Origin of the sequence: Streptomyces sp. NPDC085932 (assembly GCF_044540525.1) — a bacterium.
Classification (GTDB): Bacteria; Actinomycetota; Actinomycetes; order Streptomycetales; family Streptomycetaceae; genus Streptomyces; species Streptomyces levis.
Map to the genome: position 1 here is coordinate 1,112,155 of NZ_JBITSJ010000001.1, position 19,866 is coordinate 1,132,020.

At 72.5% G+C, this 19,866-nt stretch carries 18 protein-coding genes; 8 read left to right on the top strand and 10 right to left on the bottom strand.

Features of this window, described 5'->3' with window-relative positions; translation table 11 throughout:
* Nucleotide 1: 1 nt before the first annotated feature.
* Genes ACIGAQ_RS04525 through iolC form a run of 5 tightly spaced genes read right to left on the bottom strand, consistent with a single transcriptional unit; the run spans nt 2 to nt 6,196 of the window.
* A complete protein-coding gene (locus tag ACIGAQ_RS04525) occupies nt 2-1,495 on the bottom strand; it encodes a CoA-acylating methylmalonate-semialdehyde dehydrogenase (protein WP_362282773.1) in 1,494 nt (497 codons plus the stop codon).
* Between the two features lie 55 nt (nt 1,496-1,550).
* Nucleotides 1,551-3,422 (bottom strand): 3D-(3,5/4)-trihydroxycyclohexane-1,2-dione acylhydrolase (decyclizing), encoded by a 1,872-nt coding sequence (gene iolD, locus ACIGAQ_RS04530; RefSeq protein ID WP_399779091.1) that lies wholly within the window; start codon nt 3,420-3,422, stop codon nt 1,551-1,553.
* Entirely contained in the window at nt 3,419-4,312 is an 894-nt protein-coding gene (iolB, locus tag ACIGAQ_RS04535) for a 5-deoxy-glucuronate isomerase (protein ID WP_399779093.1), read from the bottom strand. Before iolB ends, iolD begins: the two co-directional genes overlap by 4 nt.
* A gap of 14 nt (nt 4,313-4,326) precedes the next feature.
* Nucleotides 4,327-5,205, bottom strand: coding sequence for a deoxyribose-phosphate aldolase (locus ACIGAQ_RS04540; protein WP_383336068.1), 879 nt, complete (start codon nt 5,203-5,205; stop codon nt 4,327-4,329).
* 13 nt (nt 5,206-5,218) lie between these two features.
* Nucleotides 5,219-6,196 (bottom strand): 5-dehydro-2-deoxygluconokinase, encoded by a 978-nt coding sequence (gene iolC, locus ACIGAQ_RS04545; RefSeq protein WP_399779095.1) that lies wholly within the window; start codon nt 6,194-6,196, stop codon nt 5,219-5,221.
* Between the two features lie 322 nt (nt 6,197-6,518).
* Between iolC and ACIGAQ_RS04550 the strand changes: the two genes are divergently transcribed.
* Genes ACIGAQ_RS04550 through ACIGAQ_RS04570 form a run of 5 tightly spaced genes read left to right on the top strand, consistent with a single transcriptional unit; the run spans nt 6,519 to nt 11,475 of the window.
* A complete protein-coding gene (locus ACIGAQ_RS04550) occupies nt 6,519-7,538 on the top strand; it encodes a sugar ABC transporter substrate-binding protein (RefSeq protein ID WP_383336070.1) in 1,020 nt (339 codons plus the stop codon).
* Nucleotides 7,538-8,614, top strand: a complete 1,077-nt coding sequence (locus ACIGAQ_RS04555; RefSeq protein ID WP_383336071.1) for an ABC transporter permease — start codon at nt 7,538-7,540, stop codon at nt 8,612-8,614. Before ACIGAQ_RS04550 ends, ACIGAQ_RS04555 begins: the two co-directional genes overlap by 1 nt.
* 5 nt (nt 8,615-8,619) lie before the next feature.
* The gene (locus ACIGAQ_RS04560; protein ID WP_311687007.1) at nt 8,620-9,531 is read left to right on the top strand and encodes an ATP-binding cassette domain-containing protein; all 912 of its coding nucleotides are present in this window, start codon (nt 8,620-8,622) and stop codon (nt 9,529-9,531) included.
* Between the two features lies 1 nt (nt 9,532).
* Nucleotides 9,533-10,435 carry a sugar phosphate isomerase/epimerase family protein gene (locus tag ACIGAQ_RS04565; RefSeq protein WP_399779098.1) on the top strand — a complete coding sequence of 301 codons (903 nt, stop codon included), beginning with the start codon at nt 9,533-9,535 and terminating at the stop codon, nt 10,433-10,435.
* A gap of 20 nt (nt 10,436-10,455) precedes the next feature.
* On the top strand, nt 10,456-11,475 hold the full coding sequence (locus ACIGAQ_RS04570; protein WP_399779100.1) for a Gfo/Idh/MocA family protein: 1,020 nt from the start codon (nt 10,456-10,458) through the stop codon (nt 11,473-11,475).
* 139 nt (nt 11,476-11,614) lie between these two features.
* Here the strand turns inward: ACIGAQ_RS04570 and ACIGAQ_RS04575 are convergent, their stop codons facing one another.
* Genes ACIGAQ_RS04575 through ACIGAQ_RS04590 form a run of 4 tightly spaced genes read right to left on the bottom strand, consistent with a single transcriptional unit; the run spans nt 11,615 to nt 15,621 of the window.
* Nucleotides 11,615-12,631: a Gfo/Idh/MocA family protein gene (locus ACIGAQ_RS04575; protein ID WP_399779102.1), complete on the bottom strand. Its 1,017-nt coding sequence runs from the start codon at nt 12,629-12,631 to the stop codon at nt 11,615-11,617.
* Nucleotides 12,628-13,632 carry a Gfo/Idh/MocA family oxidoreductase gene (locus ACIGAQ_RS04580; RefSeq protein WP_362282749.1) on the bottom strand — a complete coding sequence of 335 codons (1,005 nt, stop codon included), beginning with the start codon at nt 13,630-13,632 and terminating at the stop codon, nt 12,628-12,630. Before ACIGAQ_RS04580 ends, ACIGAQ_RS04575 begins: the two co-directional genes overlap by 4 nt.
* A 46-nt stretch (nt 13,633-13,678) precedes the next feature.
* Nucleotides 13,679-14,455, bottom strand: a complete 777-nt coding sequence (locus tag ACIGAQ_RS04585) for an SDR family oxidoreductase (protein ID WP_399779104.1) — start codon at nt 14,453-14,455, stop codon at nt 13,679-13,681.
* 8 nt (nt 14,456-14,463) lie between these two features.
* On the bottom strand, nt 14,464-15,621 hold the full coding sequence (locus ACIGAQ_RS04590; protein ID WP_399779106.1) for a phytanoyl-CoA dioxygenase family protein: 1,158 nt from the start codon (nt 15,619-15,621) through the stop codon (nt 14,464-14,466).
* 109 nt (nt 15,622-15,730) lie between these two features.
* Here ACIGAQ_RS04590 and ACIGAQ_RS04595 point away from each other — a divergent pair, with 109 nt between their 5' ends.
* Nucleotides 15,731-16,762: a LacI family DNA-binding transcriptional regulator gene (locus tag ACIGAQ_RS04595; protein WP_399779108.1), complete on the top strand. Its 1,032-nt coding sequence runs from the start codon at nt 15,731-15,733 to the stop codon at nt 16,760-16,762.
* A 62-nt stretch (nt 16,763-16,824) separates the two neighbouring features.
* Complete coding sequence (locus tag ACIGAQ_RS04600; protein ID WP_399779110.1) at nt 16,825-17,436, top strand: TMEM175 family protein; 612 nt, start codon at nt 16,825-16,827, stop codon at nt 17,434-17,436.
* Nucleotides 17,437-17,469: 33 nt separating this feature from the next.
* Here ACIGAQ_RS04600 and ACIGAQ_RS04605 read toward each other — a convergent pair whose 3' ends face one another.
* Entirely contained in the window at nt 17,470-18,660 is a 1,191-nt protein-coding gene (locus ACIGAQ_RS04605; RefSeq protein ID WP_399779112.1) for a Gfo/Idh/MocA family protein, read from the bottom strand.
* A 111-nt stretch (nt 18,661-18,771) separates the two neighbouring features.
* Between ACIGAQ_RS04605 and ACIGAQ_RS04610 the strand changes: the two genes are divergently transcribed.
* Complete coding sequence (locus tag ACIGAQ_RS04610) at nt 18,772-19,788, top strand: LacI family DNA-binding transcriptional regulator (protein ID WP_399779114.1); 1,017 nt, start codon at nt 18,772-18,774, stop codon at nt 19,786-19,788.
* The last annotated feature ends 78 nt before the right edge of the window (nt 19,789-19,866 follow it).

Consider the following 19,866-nt stretch of genomic DNA (forward strand, 5'->3'; position numbering starts at 1 on the left):
GTCAGGAGTTGCTCGGGAAACCGAGGTTGATGCCGCCGTCGGACGGGTCCGGCCAGCGGGTGGTGACGACCTTGCCCTGCGTGTAGAAGGCGATGCCGTCGTTGCCGTAGACGTGCAGGTCGCCGAAGAGGGAGTCCTTCCAGCCGCCGAAGGAGTGGTAGCCGACCGGCACCGGGATCGGCACGTTGACGCCGACCATGCCGGCCTTGACCTCCAGCTGGAAGCGGCGGGCCGCGCCGCCGTCCCGGGTGAAGATCGCGGTGCCGTTGCCCCAGCGCGAGGCGTTGATCAGCTGGATCGCGTCGTCGTAGGTCCCGGCGCGGACCACGCACAGCACCGGGCCGAAGATCTCGTCCCGGTAGGCGTCCGCCGTCAGCGGCACCCGGTCCAGCAGGGACACGCCGAGGAAGAAGCCGTTCTCGTGGCCCTCCACCGAGAAGCCCGTGCCGTCGACGACCACCTCGGCGCCCTGCTCGGCGGCCGACGCCACGTACGAGGCCACCTTGTCGCGGTGTTCGCGGGTGATCAGCGGGCCCATCTCGGACGCCGGGTCGGTGCCCGGCCCGATGCGCAGGGCCTTGGCCCGTTCGGCGATCTTCGCCACCAGTTCGTCACCCGTGTCGCCGACCGCGACCACCACCGACACGGCCATGCAGCGCTCGCCCGCCGAGCCGTACGCCGCGTTGATCGCCTGGTCGGCCGCGAGGTCGAGGTCGGCGTCGGGCAGCACCAGCATGTGGTTCTTGGCCCCGCCGAGGGCCTGGACGCGCTTGCCGTGCTCGACGGCCTTGAGCTGGATGTACTTCGCGATCGGGGTCGAGCCGACGAAGGAGACCGCCTCGACGTCCGGGTGCTCCAGGATGCGGTCCACGGCCGTCTTGTCGCCCTGCACGATGTTCAGGACGCCCTCGGGCAGGCCCGCCTCGGTGGCCAGCTCGGCGAGCCGGAAGGAAGCCGACGGGTCCTTCTCCGACGGCTTCAGCACGAACGTGTTGCCGCAGGCGATCGCCAGCGGGAACATCCACATCGGCACCATCGCCGGGAAGTTGAACGGCGTGATGCCCGCGACGACGCCCAGCGGCTGGCGGATCGAGGCGACGTCGACCCGGGAGGACACCTGGGTGGACAGCTCGCCCTTCAGCTGGACCGAGATGCCGCAGGCGAGCTCCACGATCTCCATGCCGCGCGCGACCTCGCCGAGCGCGTCGGAGTGCACCTTGCCGTGCTCGGCGGTGATCAGCGCGGCGATCTCGTCGCGGTGGGCGTCCAGCAGCTCGCGGTACTTGAACAGGATCGCCGTGCGCCTGGCCAGCGAGGACCGGCCCCAGCTGTCGAAGGCGGCCTTGGCGGAGGCGACCGCGGCGTCCACCTCCTCGACGGTCGCGAAGGCGACCTGCTTCTCCTGGGCGCCGGTGGCCGGGTCGTAGACGGGGCCGAAGCGGCCGGAGGTGGACTCGACGGGCTTGCCGTCGATCCAGTGGGTGATGGTCTTCATGGTGCGCACGGGCCTTTCGGGGAGCCAGGGATCAACGCAGGGGGTCAGAAGGGGATCAGAGGTGACGGCGGCGGGCGGCCACCTGGCGGTCGTAGCGCTCGCGGGCCTCGACGGCCGCCTCGCGGGAGGCGGTCTCGGCGACCGGCACGTCCCACCAGGCCTCGGCCGGGGGAGCGGTCGGGGCCGGGTCGGTCTCGACGTAGACGCAGGTCGGACGGTCGGAGGCGCGGGCCGCCGCCAGGGCCTCGCGCAGCTCGCGCACCGTCTTGGCGCGCAGGACGTCCATGCCGAGGCTGGCGGCGTTGGCGGCCAGGTCGACGGGGAGCGGGGCGCCGGTGAAGGTGCCGTCGGCGGCCCGGAAGCGGTAGGCGGTACCGAAGCGCTCACCGCCCGTCTCCTCCGACAGACCGCCGATGGAGGCGTAGCCGTGGTTCTGGACGAGGACGACGTTGAGCGGCAGGCCCTCCTGGACGGCCGTGACGATCTCCGTCGGCATCATCAGGTAGGTGCCGTCGCCGACCAGCGCCCACACCGGCGTGCCCGGTGCGGCCTGCTGGACGCCGATGCCGGCCGGGATCTCGTAGCCCATGCAGGAGTAGCCGTACTCCAGGTGGTACTGGCGCGGGCTGCGCGAGCGCCACAGCTTGTGCAGGTCGCCGGGGAGCGAGCCGGCCGCGTTGATCACCACGTCGTCGTCGCCGACGGCGGCGTCCAGCGCGCCGAGCACCTGCGTCTGGGTGGGGATGGCGCTGTCGTCGCCGGCGCGGTAGGCGGCCGCGACGACCTCGTCCCAGCGTTCCTTGCCGGCGCGGTACTCGGCCACGTACTCCTCGCTCACGCGGTGGCCGGCGAGCGCCTCCCGCAGCAGGTCGAGGCCCGTCCGCGCGTCGCAGACCAGCGTGCGCGCCGCCAGCTTGTGCGCGTCGAAGCCGGTGATGTTGAGGTTCAGGAAGCGCACGTCCGGATGCCGGAAGAGCGTGCCGGAGGCCGTGGTGAAGTCGGTGTAGCGGGTGCCGACGCCGATCACGAGATCGGCGGTGCGGGCGAGTTCGTCGCTGACGGCCGTGCCCGTGTGGCCGATGCCGCCGAGGTCGGCCGGGTGGTCGTGGCGCAGCGCGCCCTTGCCCGCCTGGGTGGAGGCGACCGGGATGCCCGTGGCCTCCACGAACGCCCGCAGCGCCGTCTCGGCCTCGCTGTGGTGGACGCCGCCGCCCGCCACGATCAGGGGGCGTGCGGCGAGCCGGATCGCCTCGACGGCGGCGGCCAGTTCCACCGGGTCGGGCGCGGGGCGCCGTACGGTCCACACGCGCTCGGCGAAGAACTCCTCCGGCCAGTCGTGGGCTTCCGCCTGCACGTCCTGGGGGAGGGCCAGCGTCACCGCTCCCGTCTCGGCCGGGTCGGACAGGACGCGCATCGCCTGGAGCGCGGAGGGGATCAGCGCCTCGGGGCGGGTGATCCGGTCGAAGTAGCGGGAGACCGGGCGGAGGGTGTCGTTGACCGAGACGTCCGCCTCGACCGGGTGTTCCAGCTGCTGGAGCAGCGGGTCGGCCGAGTGCGAGGCGAAGTAGTCGCCGGGCAGGAGCAGCACCGGGAGGCGGTTGATCGTCGCGAGGGCGGCGCCGGTGACCAGGTTGGTGGCGCCCGGGCCGATGGAGGTCGTCACCGCCTGCGCGGACAGGCGGTTGAGCTGGCGGGCGTAGCCGACCGCCGCGTGCACCATGGACTGCTCGTTGCGGCCCTGGTGGAACGGCATCACGTCGGCGTACTCGACCAGCGCCTGGCCGACCCCGGCAACGTTGCCATGGCCGAAGATGCCCCAGGTCCCGGCGATCAGCCGGCGGCGCACGCCGTCCCGCTCGGTGTACTGGGCGGACAGGAACCGCACCAGGGCCTGGGCGGTCGTGAGGCGGCGGGTGCGGGCGCTCATGCGGAGGCCTCCGGGGCGGTGTAGAGGGGGAGCCGGGGGTCGGCCGGCTGGTCCGGCCAGGTGTCGCGGACCCAGGCGTGGTCGGGGTGGTCGCAGATCAGCCAGGCGCGCTCGTCCTCCGGGCCCGCCATGACGTTGAGGTAGTACATGTGGTGGCCGGGCGTGGCCATCGACGGGCCGTGCCAGCCGTCCGGGATGAGGACGACGTCGCCGTCGCGGACCTCGGCGAGCACGTCGGTGTCACGGCCCGGGCCGGAGGGGGACACGCGCTGGTAGCCGAGGCCGGGGACGCCGTCGTGGGCGGCGAACTCGAAGTAGTAGATCTCCTCCAGCACGGACTCCTCGCCCGGCCGGTGCTCGTCGTGCTTGTGCGGCGGGAACGACGACCAGTTGCCGCCCGGGGTGATCACCTCGACCGCGATGAGCTTGTCGCACTCGAAGACCCCGGCGGCGCCGAAGTTGTTGACCTGCCGCGAGCAGTTGCCGGTGCCGCGCAGCTCGACGGGGACCTCGGCGGCCGGGCCGTAGCGGGCGGGCAGGCGGCGCGAGCAGCGGGCGCCGGTGAGCGCGAACCGGCCGCCGGCCGCGGACGTCACGGTCGTGCGGGCGTCGCGCGGCACGTAGGCGAAGTCACTGACGGCGCTGAACACGTCCGGGCGGCCGTGCAGGCCGAAGGTCTGCCGGCCGGAGTCGTCGGCGCACGCGACCGTGCAGGCGCCGCTGAGGGGGACGACGATCCATTCGCTGTCGCCGGTGTCGAAGGTGTGGGAGCCGCCGGGCGGCAGCTGAAGCACCCGCAGGCTCGAATGGCCCCAGCCGGCCTTCTCGGGCGTGACGTCGACGGTGTAGGGGCCGCCGAGCGCCTGGCCGGCGGGAAGGTGGTACCTCATGGCGTCCTCCGCGATCACAGCAGGCCGACGGCCGTGTCCACCGCCTGCTCCACGCTGCCCTCGGCCGGGTAGAGCAGCGACCGTCCGACGACCATGCCCTGGACGGTGGGCAGGCGCAGGGCCTTGCGCCAGCGTTCGTAGGCGCCCTCCTGGTCGTCGCCGACCTCGCCGCCGAGCAGGACGACGGGCAGCGTGGAGGTCTCCAGCACCTCGGCCATGTCGTCCGGGTCCTCGGTGACGGGGAGCTTCAGCCAGGTGTAGGCGGAGGTGCCGCCCAGGCCCGAGGCGATCGCGATCGACTTGGTGACGGCCTCGGCGGACAGGTCATTGCGGACCCGGCCGTCGACGCGCCGGGACAGGAACGGCTCGACGAACAGCGGCAGGCGCAGGGCCGCCATGGCGTCGACCGCCCGCGCGGTGGACTCCAGCGTGGTCAGCGAGCCGGGATCGTCGTAGTCGATGCGGAGCAGCAGCTTGCCCGCGTCGAAGCGGAGCCGGGCGATGTCCTCGGCGCGGTGGCCGGTGAAGCGGTCGTCCATCTCGAAGGCCGCCCCGGCGAGGCCGCCGCGGTTCATCGAGCCCATGACGACCTTGTCCTCCAGCACGCCGAGCAGGAGCAGGTCCTCCAGGATGTCGGCGGTGGCGAGCACCCCGTCGACACCGGGCCGCGACAGCGCGGTGCACAGGCGCTCCAGCAGGTCCGCGCGGTTGGCCATGGCCAGGCGCCGGTCGCCGACCCCCAGGGCGCCGCGCGCGGGGTGGTCGGCGGCCACGATCATGAGCCGGCCGCTGTCGCCGATCAGCGGGCGGCGTGCCCGGCGGGCTGCCGCCTCGGCGACGGCCTCGGGGTGCCGGGCTCGCACCGTGGCGAGGTCGGGGATGCCGATGTTCAAGGAAGGCTCCGTTTCAGTGGCTCGGGCTCGGCGACGGCACCCCGGCGAGGAGGTGCTCGACCTCGGACGCGGTGGGCATCGCGGAGGAGCAGGCGAGGCGGGAGGCGACGAGGGCCCCGGCGGCGTTGGCGTGGCGCATGGTGCGCTCCAGGTCCCAGTCGGCGAGCAGGCCGTGGCACAGGGAGCCGCCGAAGGCGTCGCCCGCCCCGAGGCCGTTGACCACCTCGACCGGCACGGGCGGCACCTCGGCCCGGGTGCCGTCCCGGTGCACGGCCAGCACGCCCTTGGGGCCCTGCTTGACCACGGCCAGCTCCACGCCCGCCTCCAGCAGGGCGTCCGCGCAGGCCTGCGGCTCGCGCACGCCGGTGGCGATCTCGCACTCGTCGAGGTTGCCGACGGCGACCGTGGCGTGGCGCAGGGCCTCGCGGTAGTACGGGCGGGCCTGCTCGGGGTCGCGCCAGAACATGGGGCGCCAGTCCAGGTCGAAGACGGTGATGCCGGCCCTGTCGCGGGCCTTGAGGGCGGCGAGCGTGGCGGAGCGGCTGGGCTCCTCGCTCAGGCCGGTGCCGGTGATCCAGAAGATCCGGGCGCCGCGGACGGCGAAGAAGTCCAGCTCGTCGGTGTGGATCTCCAGGTCGGGGGCCTTGGGGCGGCGGTAGAAGTACAGCGGGAAGTCGTCCGGCGGGAAGATCTCGCAGAAGGTGACCGGCGTCGGGTGGGCGGCGACCGGGGTGACCCAGCGGTCGTCGACGCCGAAGGCCCTCAGCTCCTGGTGCAGGTAGGTGCCGAAGGGGTCGTCGCCGGTGCGTGTGATCACCGCCGTACGGCGTCCGAGCCGGGCGGCGGCGACCGCGACGTTGGCCGCCGAACCTCCCAGGAACTTCCCGAAGCTCTCCACGTCGGCCAGGGGGACGCCGGTCTGCAGGGGATACAGGTCGACCCCGATGCGGCCCATCGTGATCACATCGAAATACTGGGCTGGCCCGGCCATGCACGACCTCCTGGGGAAGCTGGGGATGCGGGTCCCGGGACGCCCTGACACGGTGGGGGCGTGGCGGAACGGGACCTGCCGCCTCCCAGGTGTAGGTCCCGGAGGACGGCGCTGTCAATACTTTGTACTTACATTCGGACCTGCTTGTGAAATGATGTCTTAACAAAGTATTGACAGCGGGCGCGGCAGGGACTTGTATCCCGTGCCATCGCAACAGTCGGTTTGCGGCATCATGATCCGGACTCCGTAAGGCTCCGGGACCACGGATCCCTTCGTGATCCCTTCCTTTCCCCCGCAGTAGCACAGTGAGGTGCCAGGAAAGATGGACCGCTCTTCTCACCCCCGCTCTCGCAGGTTCGCGCCCGTCGTCGCCGTCGCCGCGGCAGCGGCCCTGACCCTCGCCGGCTGCTCCAGCAGTTCCGGGGGCAAGAAGTCCGAGGAAGGCGGCGCGAACGCCTCGGCCGGCAAGGCCACCACGCCGCGCATGACCGTCGCCCTGGTCACCCACCAGGCGCCCGGCGACACCTTCTGGGACACCGTCCGCAAGGGCGCCGAGGCCGCGGCCGCCAAGGACAACATCAAGCTCATCTACTCCGCCGACCCCAACGCCGGCAACCAGGCCAACCTGGTGCAGAACGCGATCGACCAGAAGGTCGACGGCATCGCGGTCACGCTCGCCAAGCCGGACGCGCTCAAGGGCGTCGTCGGCAAGGCCGAGAAGGCCGGCATACCCGTCGTCGGCCTCAACTCCGGCCTGAGCGACTGGAAGGACCTCAACCTGCTGGAGTTCTTCGGCCAGGACGAGTCCGTCGCGGGCGAGGCCTTCGGCAAGAAGCTGAACGAGGTCGGCGCCAAGAAGGTCCTCTGCGTCATGCAGGAGCAGGGCAACGTCGGCCTGACCCAGCGCTGCGACGGTGTCGCCAAGACCTTCGAGGGCGAGGTCGACCCGCAGAACGTCAACGGCACCGACATGCCGTCCGTGAAGTCGACGATCACCGCCAAGCTCAAGCAGGACCCGTCGATCGACTACGTCGTCACCCTCGGCGCCCCCTTCGCGCTGACCGCGGTGCAGTCGGTCGCCGACGCCGGCAGCAAGGCGAAGATCGCCACCTTCGACCTCAACAAGGACCTGATCAAGTCCATCAAGGCCGGCGACATCCAGTTCGCCGTCGACCAGCAGCCCTACCTGCAGGGCTACCTGGCCGTCGACGGTCTGTGGCTCTACAAGAACAACGGCAACTACAGCGGCGGCGGCGAGCAGCCCGTGCTGACCGGCCCGGCCTTCGTCGACAAGTCCAACGTCGACAAGATCGGGGAGTTCGCCGCGAAGGGCACCCGGTGATGAGCATGACCCAGCAGGCCACGCCGGCGGTGGACACACCGCCGGCCCCCGGCCCCAAGCAGTCCGACGGCCGGACCCGGCAGCGCCCGCTGGCACTGCGGCTGCTCGCCCGGCCCGAGGTCGGCGTCTTCCTCGGCGCCGTCGCCGTGCTCGTGTTCTTCCTGTTCGCCGCGCCGCCGGTGCGCGACGGAAGCTCGATGGCGAACATCCTGTACCAGTCGTCGACCATCGGGATCATGGCGCTGCCCGTGGCCCTGCTGATGATCGGCGGAGAGTTCGACCTGTCGGCCGGTGTCGCCGTCATCACCTCGGCGCTCACCGCGTCGATGCTGAGCTACCAGCTCACCATGAACGTCTGGGTCGGCGTGATCGTCGCCCTGCTCGTCTCGCTGGCGATCGGCGCCTTCAACGGCTGGCTGCTGGTGAAGACCGGACTGCCGAGCTTCCTGGTCACCCTGGGCACCTTCCTGATCCTCCAGGGCGTCAACCTGGCGATCACCAAGCTGGTCACCGGCAACGTCGCCACCGACGACATCAGCGACATGGACGGCTTCGCCCAGGCGCAGAAGATCTTCGCCTCGACCTTCGAGGTCGGCGGCGTCAACGTCAAGATCACCGTCGTGTGGTGGCTGGTCTTCGCGGCCCTGGCCACCTGGGTGCTGCTGCGCACCAAGTACGGCAACTGGATCTTCGCCGTCGGCGGCAACAAGGACTCCGCGCGGGCCGTCGGCGTGCCGGTGACCTTCACCAAGATCTCCCTGTTCATGCTGGTCGGCTTCGGCGCCTGGTTCGTCGGCATGCACCAGCTGTTCTCCTTCAACACCGTGCAGTCCGGCGAGGGCGTGGGCCAGGAGCTCATCTACATCGCCGCGGCCGTCATCGGCGGCTGCCTGCTCACCGGTGGCTACGGCTCCGCGATCGGCCCGGTCTTCGGCGCCTTCATGTTCGGCATGGTGCAGCAGGGCATCGTCTACGCCGGCTGGAACCCCGACTGGTTCAAGGCCTTCCTCGGCGTGATGCTCCTCGGCGCCGTCCTCATCAATCTGTGGGTCCAGCGCACGGCGACCCGGAGGTGACCGCGATGACCAGCAACGAAACCGGCACCCACGGTGCCGTCCTGAAGGACACCCCGCCCGACGGCGACCGCCCCCTGGTCGAACTGCGCGGCGCGGGCAAGTCCTACGGCAACATCCGCGCCCTGCACGGCGTCGACCTGGAGGTGTACCCCGGCAAGGTCACCTGCGTCCTGGGCGACAACGGCGCCGGCAAGTCCACCCTCATCAAGATCGTCTCGGGCCTGCACCAGCACACCGAGGGCGAGTTCCTCGTCGACGGCGAACCGGTGCGCTTCTCCACCCCGCGCGAGGCCCTCGACAAGGGCATCGCCACCGTCTACCAGGACCTCGCGGTCGTCCCGCTGATGCCGGTGTGGCGCAACTTCTTCCTCGGCTCCGAGATGACCAAGGGCCCCTGGCCCGTACGCCGTCTCGACATCGAGAAGATGAAGCAGACCGCGGACGAGGAACTGCGCAACATGGGCATCGTCCTGGACGACCTGGAGCAGCCCATCGGCACGCTCTCCGGGGGCCAGCGCCAGTGCGTCGCCATCGCCCGCGCCGTCTACTTCGGCGCCCGCGTCCTCATCCTGGACGAGCCGACCGCCGCCCTCGGCGTCAAGCAGTCCGGCGTGGTGCTCAAGTACATCGCCGCCGCCCGCGAGAAGGGCCTCGGCGTCATCTTCATCACCCACAACCCCCACCACGCCTACATGGTCGGCGACCACTTCAGCGTGCTGCGCCTGGGCACCGTGGAACTCTCCGCGTCCCGCAGCGACGTCTCCCTCGAAGAGCTCACCAACCACATGGCCGGCGGCGCCGAACTCGCCTCCCTCAAGCACGAGTTGGCGCAGGTCCGCGGCGTCGACGTCGAAGGGCTCCCCGAGGAGGGGGACCTCACCGCACCCGTAGCCACGTCCTCGGAAGGAAAGTCCTGACATGGCCCTCGCGCTCGACCGCATCCGGGTCGGCTCCGCCCCCGACTCCTGGGGTGTCTGGTTCCCCGACGACCCTCAGCAGGTGCCCTGGGAACGCTTCCTCGACGAGGTCGCCGAGGCCGGCTACTCCTGGATAGAACTCGGCCCCTACGGCTACCTGCCCACCGACCCGGCCCGGCTCACCGACGAGGTGACCAGGCGGAACCTGAAGGTCTCCGCCGGCACGATCTTCTGCGGGCTGCACCGCGGCCCCTCCGAGTGGGACTCCACCTGGGAGCAGGTCAGCCGGGTCGCCGCACTGACCCAGGCCATGGACGCCAGTCACCTGGTGGTCATCCCGTCCTTCTGGCGGGACGACAAGACCGCCGAGATCCAGGAGCCCCCGGAGCTCACCACCGAGCAGTGGCGCAACCTCACCACCGGCATGGAGCGCCTCGGCCGTGAGGTGAAGGACCGGTACGGACTGGACATCGTCGTCCACCCGCACGCCGACACCCACATCGACACCGAGGAGCACGTCGAGCAGTTCCTCGACTCGACCGACTCCGAGCACGTCAACCTCTGCCTGGACACCGGGCACTACGCCTACTGCGGCGGCGACAGCGTCAAGCTGATCGAGACCTACGGCGAGCGCATCGGCTACCTGCACCTGAAGCAGGTCGACCCGGAGATCCTCGCCGACGTCGTCAAGAACGAGATCCCGTTCGGCCCGGCCGTCGCGCGCGGGGTGATGTGCGAACCGCCCGCCGGCGTCCCCGAGCTGGGCCCGGTCCTGGAGGCCGCGCAGAAACTCGGCGTGGACCTCTTCGCCATCGTCGAGCAGGACATGTACCCCTGCGAGCCGGACAAGCCGCTGCCGATCGCGGTGCGCACCCGCAAGTTCCTGAGGTCCTGCGGCGCCTGACCCCTCCCGAAAGGACGGCCATGACGGAGCGCGCCCCCCTGGGAGTCGCGGTCATCGGTACCGGACGGATGGGCGCCGACCACGTGCGCCGCATCCATGAAGTCACCAGCGGAGCCCGGGTGGTGGCCGTCGCGGACGTCGACGCGGAGCGGGCGAAGGCCGTCGCCGCCCGCGTCGACGGCTGCACCGCCCACACCGACCCGGCCGCCGCCCTGGCGGCCGACGGCGTCGACGCCGTTCTGGTCGCCTCCCCGGGCCCGGCCCACGAAGCCACCCTGCTCGCCGCCTTCGAACACGACCTGCCCGTGCTGTGCGAGAAGCCGCTCACCCCCGACGCGGCCTCCGCCCTGCGGGTCCTCGAAGCCGAACTGCGCCTCGGCCACCGCCGCGTCCAGGTCGGCTTCATGCGCCGCTACGACCCCGAGTACGCCAAGCTGAAGGCCCTGCTGACGACCGGTCAGCTGGGTCGCCCGCTGATGCTGCACAACCGGCACCGCAACGTCGCCAGCCCGCCCTTCTTCACCAGCTCCATGCTCGTCACCGACTCCGTCGCCCACGAGGCCGACGCGACCCGCTGGCTGCTGGGCCACGAGATCACCGCCGTCACGGTGCTGCGTCCCACCCCCTCCGCCAGCGCCCCGGACGGCCTGCAGGACCCGCAGTTCGTCGTCTTCGAGACCGACGGCGGCGCCCTCAGCGACGTCGAGATCTTCGTCAACTGCGGCTTCGGCTACCAGGTGCAGGCCGAGCTGGTCTGCGAACGCGGCACCGCCCGCATCGGCGACGGCCACGCCCTGGTCACGAACATGGCCGGCCGCTGGGGCGGCACGATCGCCCAGGACTGGACGGAACGCTTCGAGACGGCCTACGACCGCGAGGTCCAGGCCTGGGTCGACGCCACCCGGCGCGGCGTGGTCACCGGCCCGAGCGCCTGGGACGGCTACGCGGCGACGGCGGTCTGCGAGGCGGGGGTGCGGGCGCTGGAGGACGGCGGCCGGGTGGAGATCGACCTGGTGGACAGGCCGGCGCTGTACGCGTGAACGGGGGCCCGGGTGCGACCCCGGCCCCCTGCGACCCGGCCGCGTGAACGGGGGCCCGGGTGCGACCCCGGCCCCCTGCGACCCGGCCGCGTGAACGGGGGCTCGGGCGCGACCTCGGCCCCCCGCGACCCGGCCGGTCTCAGACCGTGGTGCGCGGCCGGGGCTCCAGCCCGGCCGCGCGGTAGCAGGCGTCGATGAGCTCCATCGTCGTCACCGCGTCGTCCGCGTCCAGCGGCAGGGACGCCCCGTCGCGCACCCGGGCGGCGAACGCCTCCAGCTGGTACGTGTACGACGAGCGGGTGCCCAGATGCTCGGTGCGCTCGCCCCCGGCCGTGCGGACCACGACGCGGTCGTCCAGCTGGGGCAGGACGAAGTTGTGTGCCGTCGCCTCACCCCGGGAGCCGACGATCCGGATGCTCATGTCCAGCCCGTCACCGGCCATGTGGCAGCGGGCGGAGCCGGTCGCGCCGCCGGGGAACTCCAGGTCGGCGTCGAGCCACTCGTCGACGCCGGGGGCTCCGGCCCGTTCCCCGGCCCGGGCGGCCGTCAGGCGAGGCGCGCCGCCCGCCCAGGGCGCGAGCATGCGCAGGGCGTGCAGGCCGTAGCAGCCGAGGTCCATCAGGGCGCCGCCGGCCAGCGGCAGCGACCAGCGCGGGTCGCCCTTCGGCGGTGCGGCGATCGCGACCAGGGCCTCGACGTGCCGCAGCGCGCCGAGTTGGCCCGAGGCCAGCAGTTCGTGCAGGCGGCGGGTGACCGGGTGGAAGAGGTAGTGGAAGGCCTCCATGAACACCGTCCCGGCCCGCCCGGCGGCCGCCCGCACCTCCGCCGCCTCCTGGGCGTTGCTCGCCGACGGCTTCTCCGACAGCACGTGCTTGCCCGCCGAGAGGGCGGCGAGGTTCCAGGGGCCGTGCAGGCCGTTGGCGAGCGGGTTGTAGACGACGTCGACCTCCGGGTCGGCCACCAGCTCGGCGTAGGAGGACACCACCCGCGCCACGCCGTGCGCGGCGGCGAACGCCGCGGCCCTGCCGCGGTCGCGGGCGGCCACCGCCACGAGACGGTGGCCGGTCGCCCGGGCCGGGTCGATCAGGGAGCGCTCGGTGATGCGCGCCGCTCCCAGCACACCGATGCGCAGAGGTTCCCGGCCCGGGCCGCTCATGCCTGCCGCACCTCCGCGATCGTCACGGGGCGGTGCTCGTGCAGGGACAGCGTGCACGCGTCGGCGATCCAGCCCGCCTCCAGCGCGTCCTCGATCGTGCAGGGGGAGGGGCGGGTGCCGGCCACGACCTCGGTGAAGGCGGTGAGTTCGGCGCGGTAGGCCGCCGTGAAGCGGTCCATGAAGAAGTCGTGCGGGGTGCCCGCCGGGAAGGTCACGCCCGGCTCGACCGAGCGCAGCGGCAGCTTGTCCTCCAGGCCGACGGCGATGGAGTCCTTGAAGCCGTGGATCTCCATGCGGACGTCGTAACCGCGGGCGTTGTGACGGGAGTTGGAGACCACCGCGAGGGTGCCGTCGTCGAGGGTGAGGATCGCGCCGGTGGTGTCGGCGTCGCCCGCCTCCCTGATGTACTCGGCGCCGCGGTTGCCGCCCACGGCGTACACCTCGGTCACCTCGCGCCCGGTCACCCAGCGGATGATGTCGAAGTCGTGCACCGAGCAGTCGCGGAAGATGCCACCGGAGGCGGCGATGTACGCGGCGGGCGGCGGCGCCGGGTCCAGCGTGGTCGAGCGGACCGTGTGCAGCGTGCCCAGCTCGCCGCTGCGCACGGCGGCACGGGCGTTGACGAAGCCGGTGTCGAAACGGCGGTTGTAGCCGATCTGGATGGGCACGTCCGTGCCCCGCACGGCCTTGAGCACCTCGACGCCCTCGGCCATGGTCCGGGCCACGGGCTTCTCGCAGAAGACCGGGATCCCGGCCTCGACGCCGGCCAGGATCAGCGCCGGGTGGGCGTCCGTGGCGGCCGCGACGACGATCCCGTCGACCCCGGCGGCCAGCAGCGCCTCCGGCGAGTCCACGACCTCGGCGCCGAACCGCTCGGCGGCGGCCTTGGCGGCTTCGGCGAACGGGTCGGTCACGACGAGGGAGTCGACCGCGTCGAGGCCGGAGAGGGTCTCGGCGTGGAAGGCGCCGATGCGGCCGAGGCCGAGGATTCCGATACGCATGAGGGTGTTGCTCCTAGAAGAGGGGGAGGGTTTCCTGCGGGAGGGGTCAGTCGAGTCCGCCGAGCACGTTCTGGTCCCAGTCGATCACCGACCCGGTGACCACACCGGAGCGGTCCGACAGCAGGAAGACCACGAAGTCGGCGATCTCGTCCGGCTGGCCCAGCTTGCCCATGGGCAGCTTCGCGGCGGCTTCCTCGCGCCAGTCGTCCCCGGCACCGTGGAACGCCTTCTGGGTGGCGTCCTCGCCCTCGGTCGCCGTCCAGCCGATGTTGAGGCCGTTGATGCGGACCCGGTCCCAGCGGTGGGCGTGCGCGGCGTTGCGCGTCAGGCCGATCAACCCCGCCTTGGCGGCGACGTACGGTGCCAGGAAGGGCTGCCCGCCGTGCGCCGACGACGTGATGATGTTGACGACCGTGCCGGGTGCCTCGCGTGCCACCATGTCCGCCACGGCCGCCTGCATCGCGAAGAACGGCGCCTTGAGGTTGATCGCGATGTGCTGGTCGAACAGCTCCGGCGTGGTGTCGAGCAGCGTTCCCCGGGACGTCAGCCCGGCCGAGTTCACCAGGCAGTCGACCCGGCCGTACGCGTCGACCACCCGGGCCACGGCCGCCTTCGCCTGCCCGGCGTCGGCGAGGTCGGCGCGGACGAACATCGCCTTGGCCCCGGCGCCCGTCACCTCCGCCACCAGCGCCTCGCCCGGCTCCGGCCGCCGCCCGGTGACGGCCACGACCGCCCCCTCACGGGCCGCGGCCCGCGCGATCGCCGCGCCCACCCCCTGGCTGCCGCCGTTGACCAGGACGACCTTGTCGTCGAGAAGTCCCATGGAGTTCCTCAGCTCTCTCGTCGTCCGGCGGCGGCCCGCAGCTCCGCCCGGAACACCTCGGGCGTCCACTCCTCGCGCAGCGCCCGCCGCATCAGATCCGCCTGCGAGGGCGGGGCCAGCCCGTCGACCGGCGGGTCGCTGTCGAGGTTGGTCGGGAAGGGATAGCCCTCGGCGCTCGCGGCGACCACGTTGTCCAGCCACGCCCGGTCGGCGCCCGCCGCCTTGCGCTTGAGCAGGACGGGATACACGGCGTTCGCCACGGCCTGCCGGTCCACCGTCTCCATCGCGCGCCCGAACGCCGACGACACCTGCAGCAGGTTGGCCATGCGGCGGATGTCCGCCGAGCGGTTGGTGCCGGCCGCGTGGAACAGCGCCGGGTTGAAGAACACCGCGTCACCCTTGGCCAGCGGCAGCTGGACGTACCGCGCCTCGAAGTACGCGCGGAATTCCGGCAGCCGCCAGGCGAGGTAGCCCGGCTCGTACTTCTGCGAGTGCGGCAGGTACATCGTCGGCCCGGACTCCACGGGCATGTCGCAGTGTGCGACCGCGCCCTGGAGGGTGAGCACCGGGGAGAGGCGGTGCACGTGCGCGGGGTAGGCGGCGGCGACGTCGTTCGCCAGGAACCCCAGGTGGTAGTCGCGGTGCACGGTCTGCGCCGCGCCGCCCGGGTTGACCACGTTGAGCTGGGAGGTGACCTGGTAGCCGGGGCCCAGCCAGGCCGTGGAGACCAGGGCGAGGACGTCGTTGGCGTAGTAGTCGGCGAAGGCCTCCGGGTCGTGGAGGGCCGCCTTCTCCAGGGCGTTCCACACCCGGTCGTTCGCGCCCGGCTTGGCGAAGTGGTCGCCGGCCGTGGCGCCCGAGGCACGCTGCTCGGCGATGAGCCCCTCGAACATCGCGGTGGCCCGGTCCACGACCTCCGGGTCGGGGAAGGCACCGCGGAAGACGACGATGCCCGGGCCGTCGGCGAGGGCCCGCACCAGCTCGGCCTGGACCACGCGGTCACCTTCGAGCAGACCGCAGTCGTAGACCGGCACGTTCCGCTCCACGGCGGAGGCGTGCGGATAGTCGGCCCGGTCGGTGGCCTGCTCGACCAGCGCGCGGAACGCGTCCAGGTCGCAGTCCTGCTCGGACAGCCAGGCCCGGCGGTGTAGGGAAGTGAAGGACATCGTCGTCCCTTCGGGAGTCATGGAGCGACGCAGCCCTGTCATTCTTGTCAGTACAAACCCCTCGAACAACCAGCAGCGAGCCATCAAAAACCCCTCAAGGAGCCGGCGCATGGGCCACCCCTTCCCGATCCGCGAGATCGCCCGCCAGGCAGGTCTGAGCGAGGCGACCGTCGACCGTGTCCTGAACGGCAGGGGAGGCGTACGGGAGAGCACCGCGCGCGAGGTCCGCCAGGCCGTCGCCGACCTGGACCGGCAGCGCACCCAGGTCCGGCTGGTCGGCCGGACGTTCATGGTCGACCTCGTGATGCAGGCGCCCGAGCGCTTCACCACCGCCATCCGGGCCGCCCTGGAGGCCGAGCTTCCCGCGCTGCACCCGGCGGTGCTGCGCTCCCGCTTCCACTTCCGCGAGACCGGCCCGGTCGGAGAGCTGGTGCGGACCCTGGACCGGATAGCCCGGCGCGGCTCGCAGGGCGTGATCCTCAAGGCGCCGGACGTCCCCGAGGTCACCGCCGCGGTCGGCCGGCTCGCCGCCGCAGGCATCCCGGTCGTCACCCTGGTCACCGACCTGCCCTCCAGCGCCCGCCTCGCCTACGTGGGCATCGACGACCGGGCGGCCGGCGCCACGGCCGCCTACCTCATGGGCCAGTGGCTGGGACAGCGGCCGGGCAACATCCTCACCAGCCTCAGCAGCGGCTTCTTCCGCAACGAGGAGGAGCGCGAGATGGGCTTCCGCAGCGCCATGCGCGCCCGGCACCCGGAGCGCACGCTGGTCGAGATCGCCGAGGGTCAGGGCCTGGACGCCACCCAGTACGACCTGGTGCGGGCCGCCCTGGAACGTGACCCGGACATCCGCGCCGTCTACTCGATCGGCGGCGGCAACATCGCCACGCTGCGGGCCTTCGACGACCTCGGCCGCGACTGCGCCGTGTTCGTCGCGCACGATCTCGACCACGACAACACCCGCCTGTTGCGCGAGCACCGGCTGTCGGCCGTACTCCACCACGACCTGCGCCAGGACGTGCGCGAGGCCTGCCACACGGTGATGCGCGCGCACGGAGCGCTGCCCCCGGCCGGGCCGACCCTGCCGTCGGCGATCCAGGTGGTGACGCCCTACAACATGCCTGCGCAGGCGGCCGTGTGATCCGGGTGCGGGGCCGGGCGTGGGTCCGGGGCACGTACGCCGCGGCACCTGACGTCGAACCCATGTGGAGCTCGCGCCCGGAGGGCGAACCTCAGCGGCTGCCGGCCCTGGTCGACGGGGTGTTCGCCATCGCCATCACGCTGCTCGTGCCGGACCTTTCCGTCGCTCGGGACCTCGATCCCGCCGCCTACCGCGCGGCGCTGCGCGAGCTGCTGCCCGACCTCGGGGCCTACGCGCTGAGCGTCGTGGTGCTGGGCAGCCACTGGCGCGACCACCGCCGGATCTTCCGGGACGTCCGGGAGATCGACGGCCAGGTGATCAGCCTGTCGATGCTCGGCCTGGGCGTCGCGGCACTGGTCCCCTTCCCGACCCGGCTGCTCGCCGAGTACGGGGACCAGCCCGTGTCGGTCGCCGTCTACGCGGGGGCGGTCGCCGCGCTCGGCGCCTCTCACCCGGCGGTGGCCGCCGTCCTGGCCCGACGCCCCCGGCTGCGCCACGACCGGCCCTCCGAAACCGCCCGCACGCTCTACCTTCTGGACGGTGCCACCACCGTGGTGGTCTTCCTCGTCACCGTCCCGCTGGTCTTCGTGACCGGCCCCCGGATCATGTGGGGGTGGCTGGTCCTCGTCCCGCTGCGGGTCCACCTGGGCCGACGGCTCCAGGCGCGGGGCTGACGGCTCAGGGCTCCCGGCCGGGGGCTCAGGGCCTCAGGCCCGGGCGGTGGCGGGCGGCGCGTCCGCCGGACCGCCCACCTCCGCCCAGGTGCCGCTCGCGGCCGACCGCGCCATCGCGTCCAGCGCGGCCGCACTGTGCACCGCGTCCTCCAGGGTCGCCCCGTACGGGGTGTCCTCGGCGACCGACCGCAGGAAGCGGTACGCCTCGATGACCTTCAGGTCGTCGTAGCCCATGGCGTTCGCGGCACCCGGCTGGAACGCGGCGAACTCGCCGTGGCCCGGGCCGACGAAGACCGTGCTGACCGGCTGGTCCTGGTACGTCGTGCCGCGGCTGATCCCCAGCTCGTTCATGCGCCGGAAGTCCCAGAACACGGCCCCCCTGGTGCCGTGCACCTCGAAGCCGTAGTTGTTCTGCTCCCCGACCGAGACCCGGCAGGCCTCCAGCACGCCGCGCGCACCCGAGGCGAAGCGCAGCAGACAGCTGACGTAGTCCTCGTTCTCCACCGGGCCGAGCTCACCGCCCGAAGCGCGGCTGTGGCCCGCCGTCGCGCCGGTGGGACGCGCCCGCTCGGGCAGGAAGATCGCCGTGTCGGCCGTGAGGGACGTGATGTCACCGAGCAGGAACCGGGCCAGGTCCGCCCCGTGCGAGGCCAGGTCGCCCAGCACTCCGCTGCCGCCGCGCTCCCGCTCGTACCGCCAGGTCAGCGCGCCCTCGGGATGGGCCGCGTAGTCGCTGAACAACCGCACGCGCACATGTGTGACCGTGCCCAGCTCTCCGGCGGCGATCAGCTCGCGGGCCGCCTCGACGGCCGGCGCGTTGCGGTAGTTGAAGCCGACCGCGCCCTGCACGCCCGACGCGGCGACCGCGTCCGCCACCGCCCGGGCGTCCTCGGCGGTCAGGCCGACGGGCTTCTCGATCCAGATGTGCTTGCCCGCCCGGGCCATCGCGACGCCGATCTCACGGTGCAGGAAGTTCGGCGCCGTGATGCTGACCGCCCGCACCCGGGGGTCGGCGGCCACCTCGCGCCAGTCGCGGGTGGTGGAGGCGAACCCGAACCGGCCGGCGGCCTCCTCGGCCCGGCCCGGCACCTCTTCGGCGACGGTCACGAGTTCCGGGACGAGGGACAGCTGCGGAAAGTGGTGCCGCACCCGCGCGTAGGCCTGGGTGTGCACCCGCCCCATCCAGCCGAATCCGACGACGGCGACGCCGAGCGTGTCCACCATGAGAGCCCCTCTTTGGACCGTTCCAGAACCTGTCCAGGCCACCCTGGGCGCGGTTTCCCGACGCTGTCAACCCTTTGACAAGCCCGCGCCGCGCATGGAACGGTCCATGTCATGAGACCGCCGACCATCCGCGACGTCGCCGAACGGGCCGGCGTCTCCAAGTCGCTGGTCTCCCTCGTGCTGCGCGGCTCCGACCAGGTGCGCCCCGAGAAGCGGGACGCCGTGCTCCGGGCCGCCCGGGAACTGGGCTACCGGCCCAACGCCGCCGCGCGCAGCCTCAGCGAGCAGCGCACGCGCACCGTCGGCGTGCTCCTCAACGACCTGCGCAACCCCTGGTTCGTCGACCTCCTCGACGGCCTGAACTCCCTGCTGCACGCCCACGGTCTGCACATGCTGCTGGCCGACGCCCGTCTGAACCGCCGCACCGGCCAGGACGCCGCCGACCCGCTGCTGGACCTGCGCGTCGACGGCCTGGTCGTGGTCGGCACCCTGCCCGATCCGGCGGCCCTCGGCGCGGTCGCCGAGCGGATGCCGGTCGTCCTGGCCGGGGCCCGCGAGCCGGTGCCGCCGGGTGTGGACCAGGTCGCCGGCGACGACGAGCGGGGGGCCCGGCTGGTCACCGAGCACCTCATCGGCCTCGGCCACCGCCGCATCGCCCACCTGGCCGGTTTCGGGGTCGTCGGCGAACTGCGCCGCCGCAGCTTCGAGGCGACCATGCGCGCGCACGGCCTGGCGGACGGAGCCGTCGTCGAGGCCGGCGACATGACCGAGGAGGGCGGCTACCGCGCGACGGTCCGCCTCCTGAACCGCCCCGACCGGCCCACCGCCGTCTTCGCCGTCAACGACATCACCTGTGTCGGCGCCCTCTCCGCCGCGGAGGAACTCGGGCTGCGCGTCCCGCGCGACCTCTCCCTGGTCGGCTACGACGACACGAGCCTGTCCCGGCTGCGCCACCTGTGGCTCACCACCGTCGACAACGCCGGCCACGACGTCGGCCGCCGGGCGGCCCGCTTCCTCCTGGACCGGCTGGAACGGCCCGGGGGAGAGGGGCGGCTCCACCTGGCCGCGCCGACGCTCCGGATCCGGGGCACGACGGGATCCCCGGCCGCCTCCGCGCCCACCGGCTGAGCGGACGAAGGGCCGGCCGGCGGCGCGTCCGGCACGACCGGGGGACAGCCCGACACGGCACCGCGCCCGGCGGCCGTC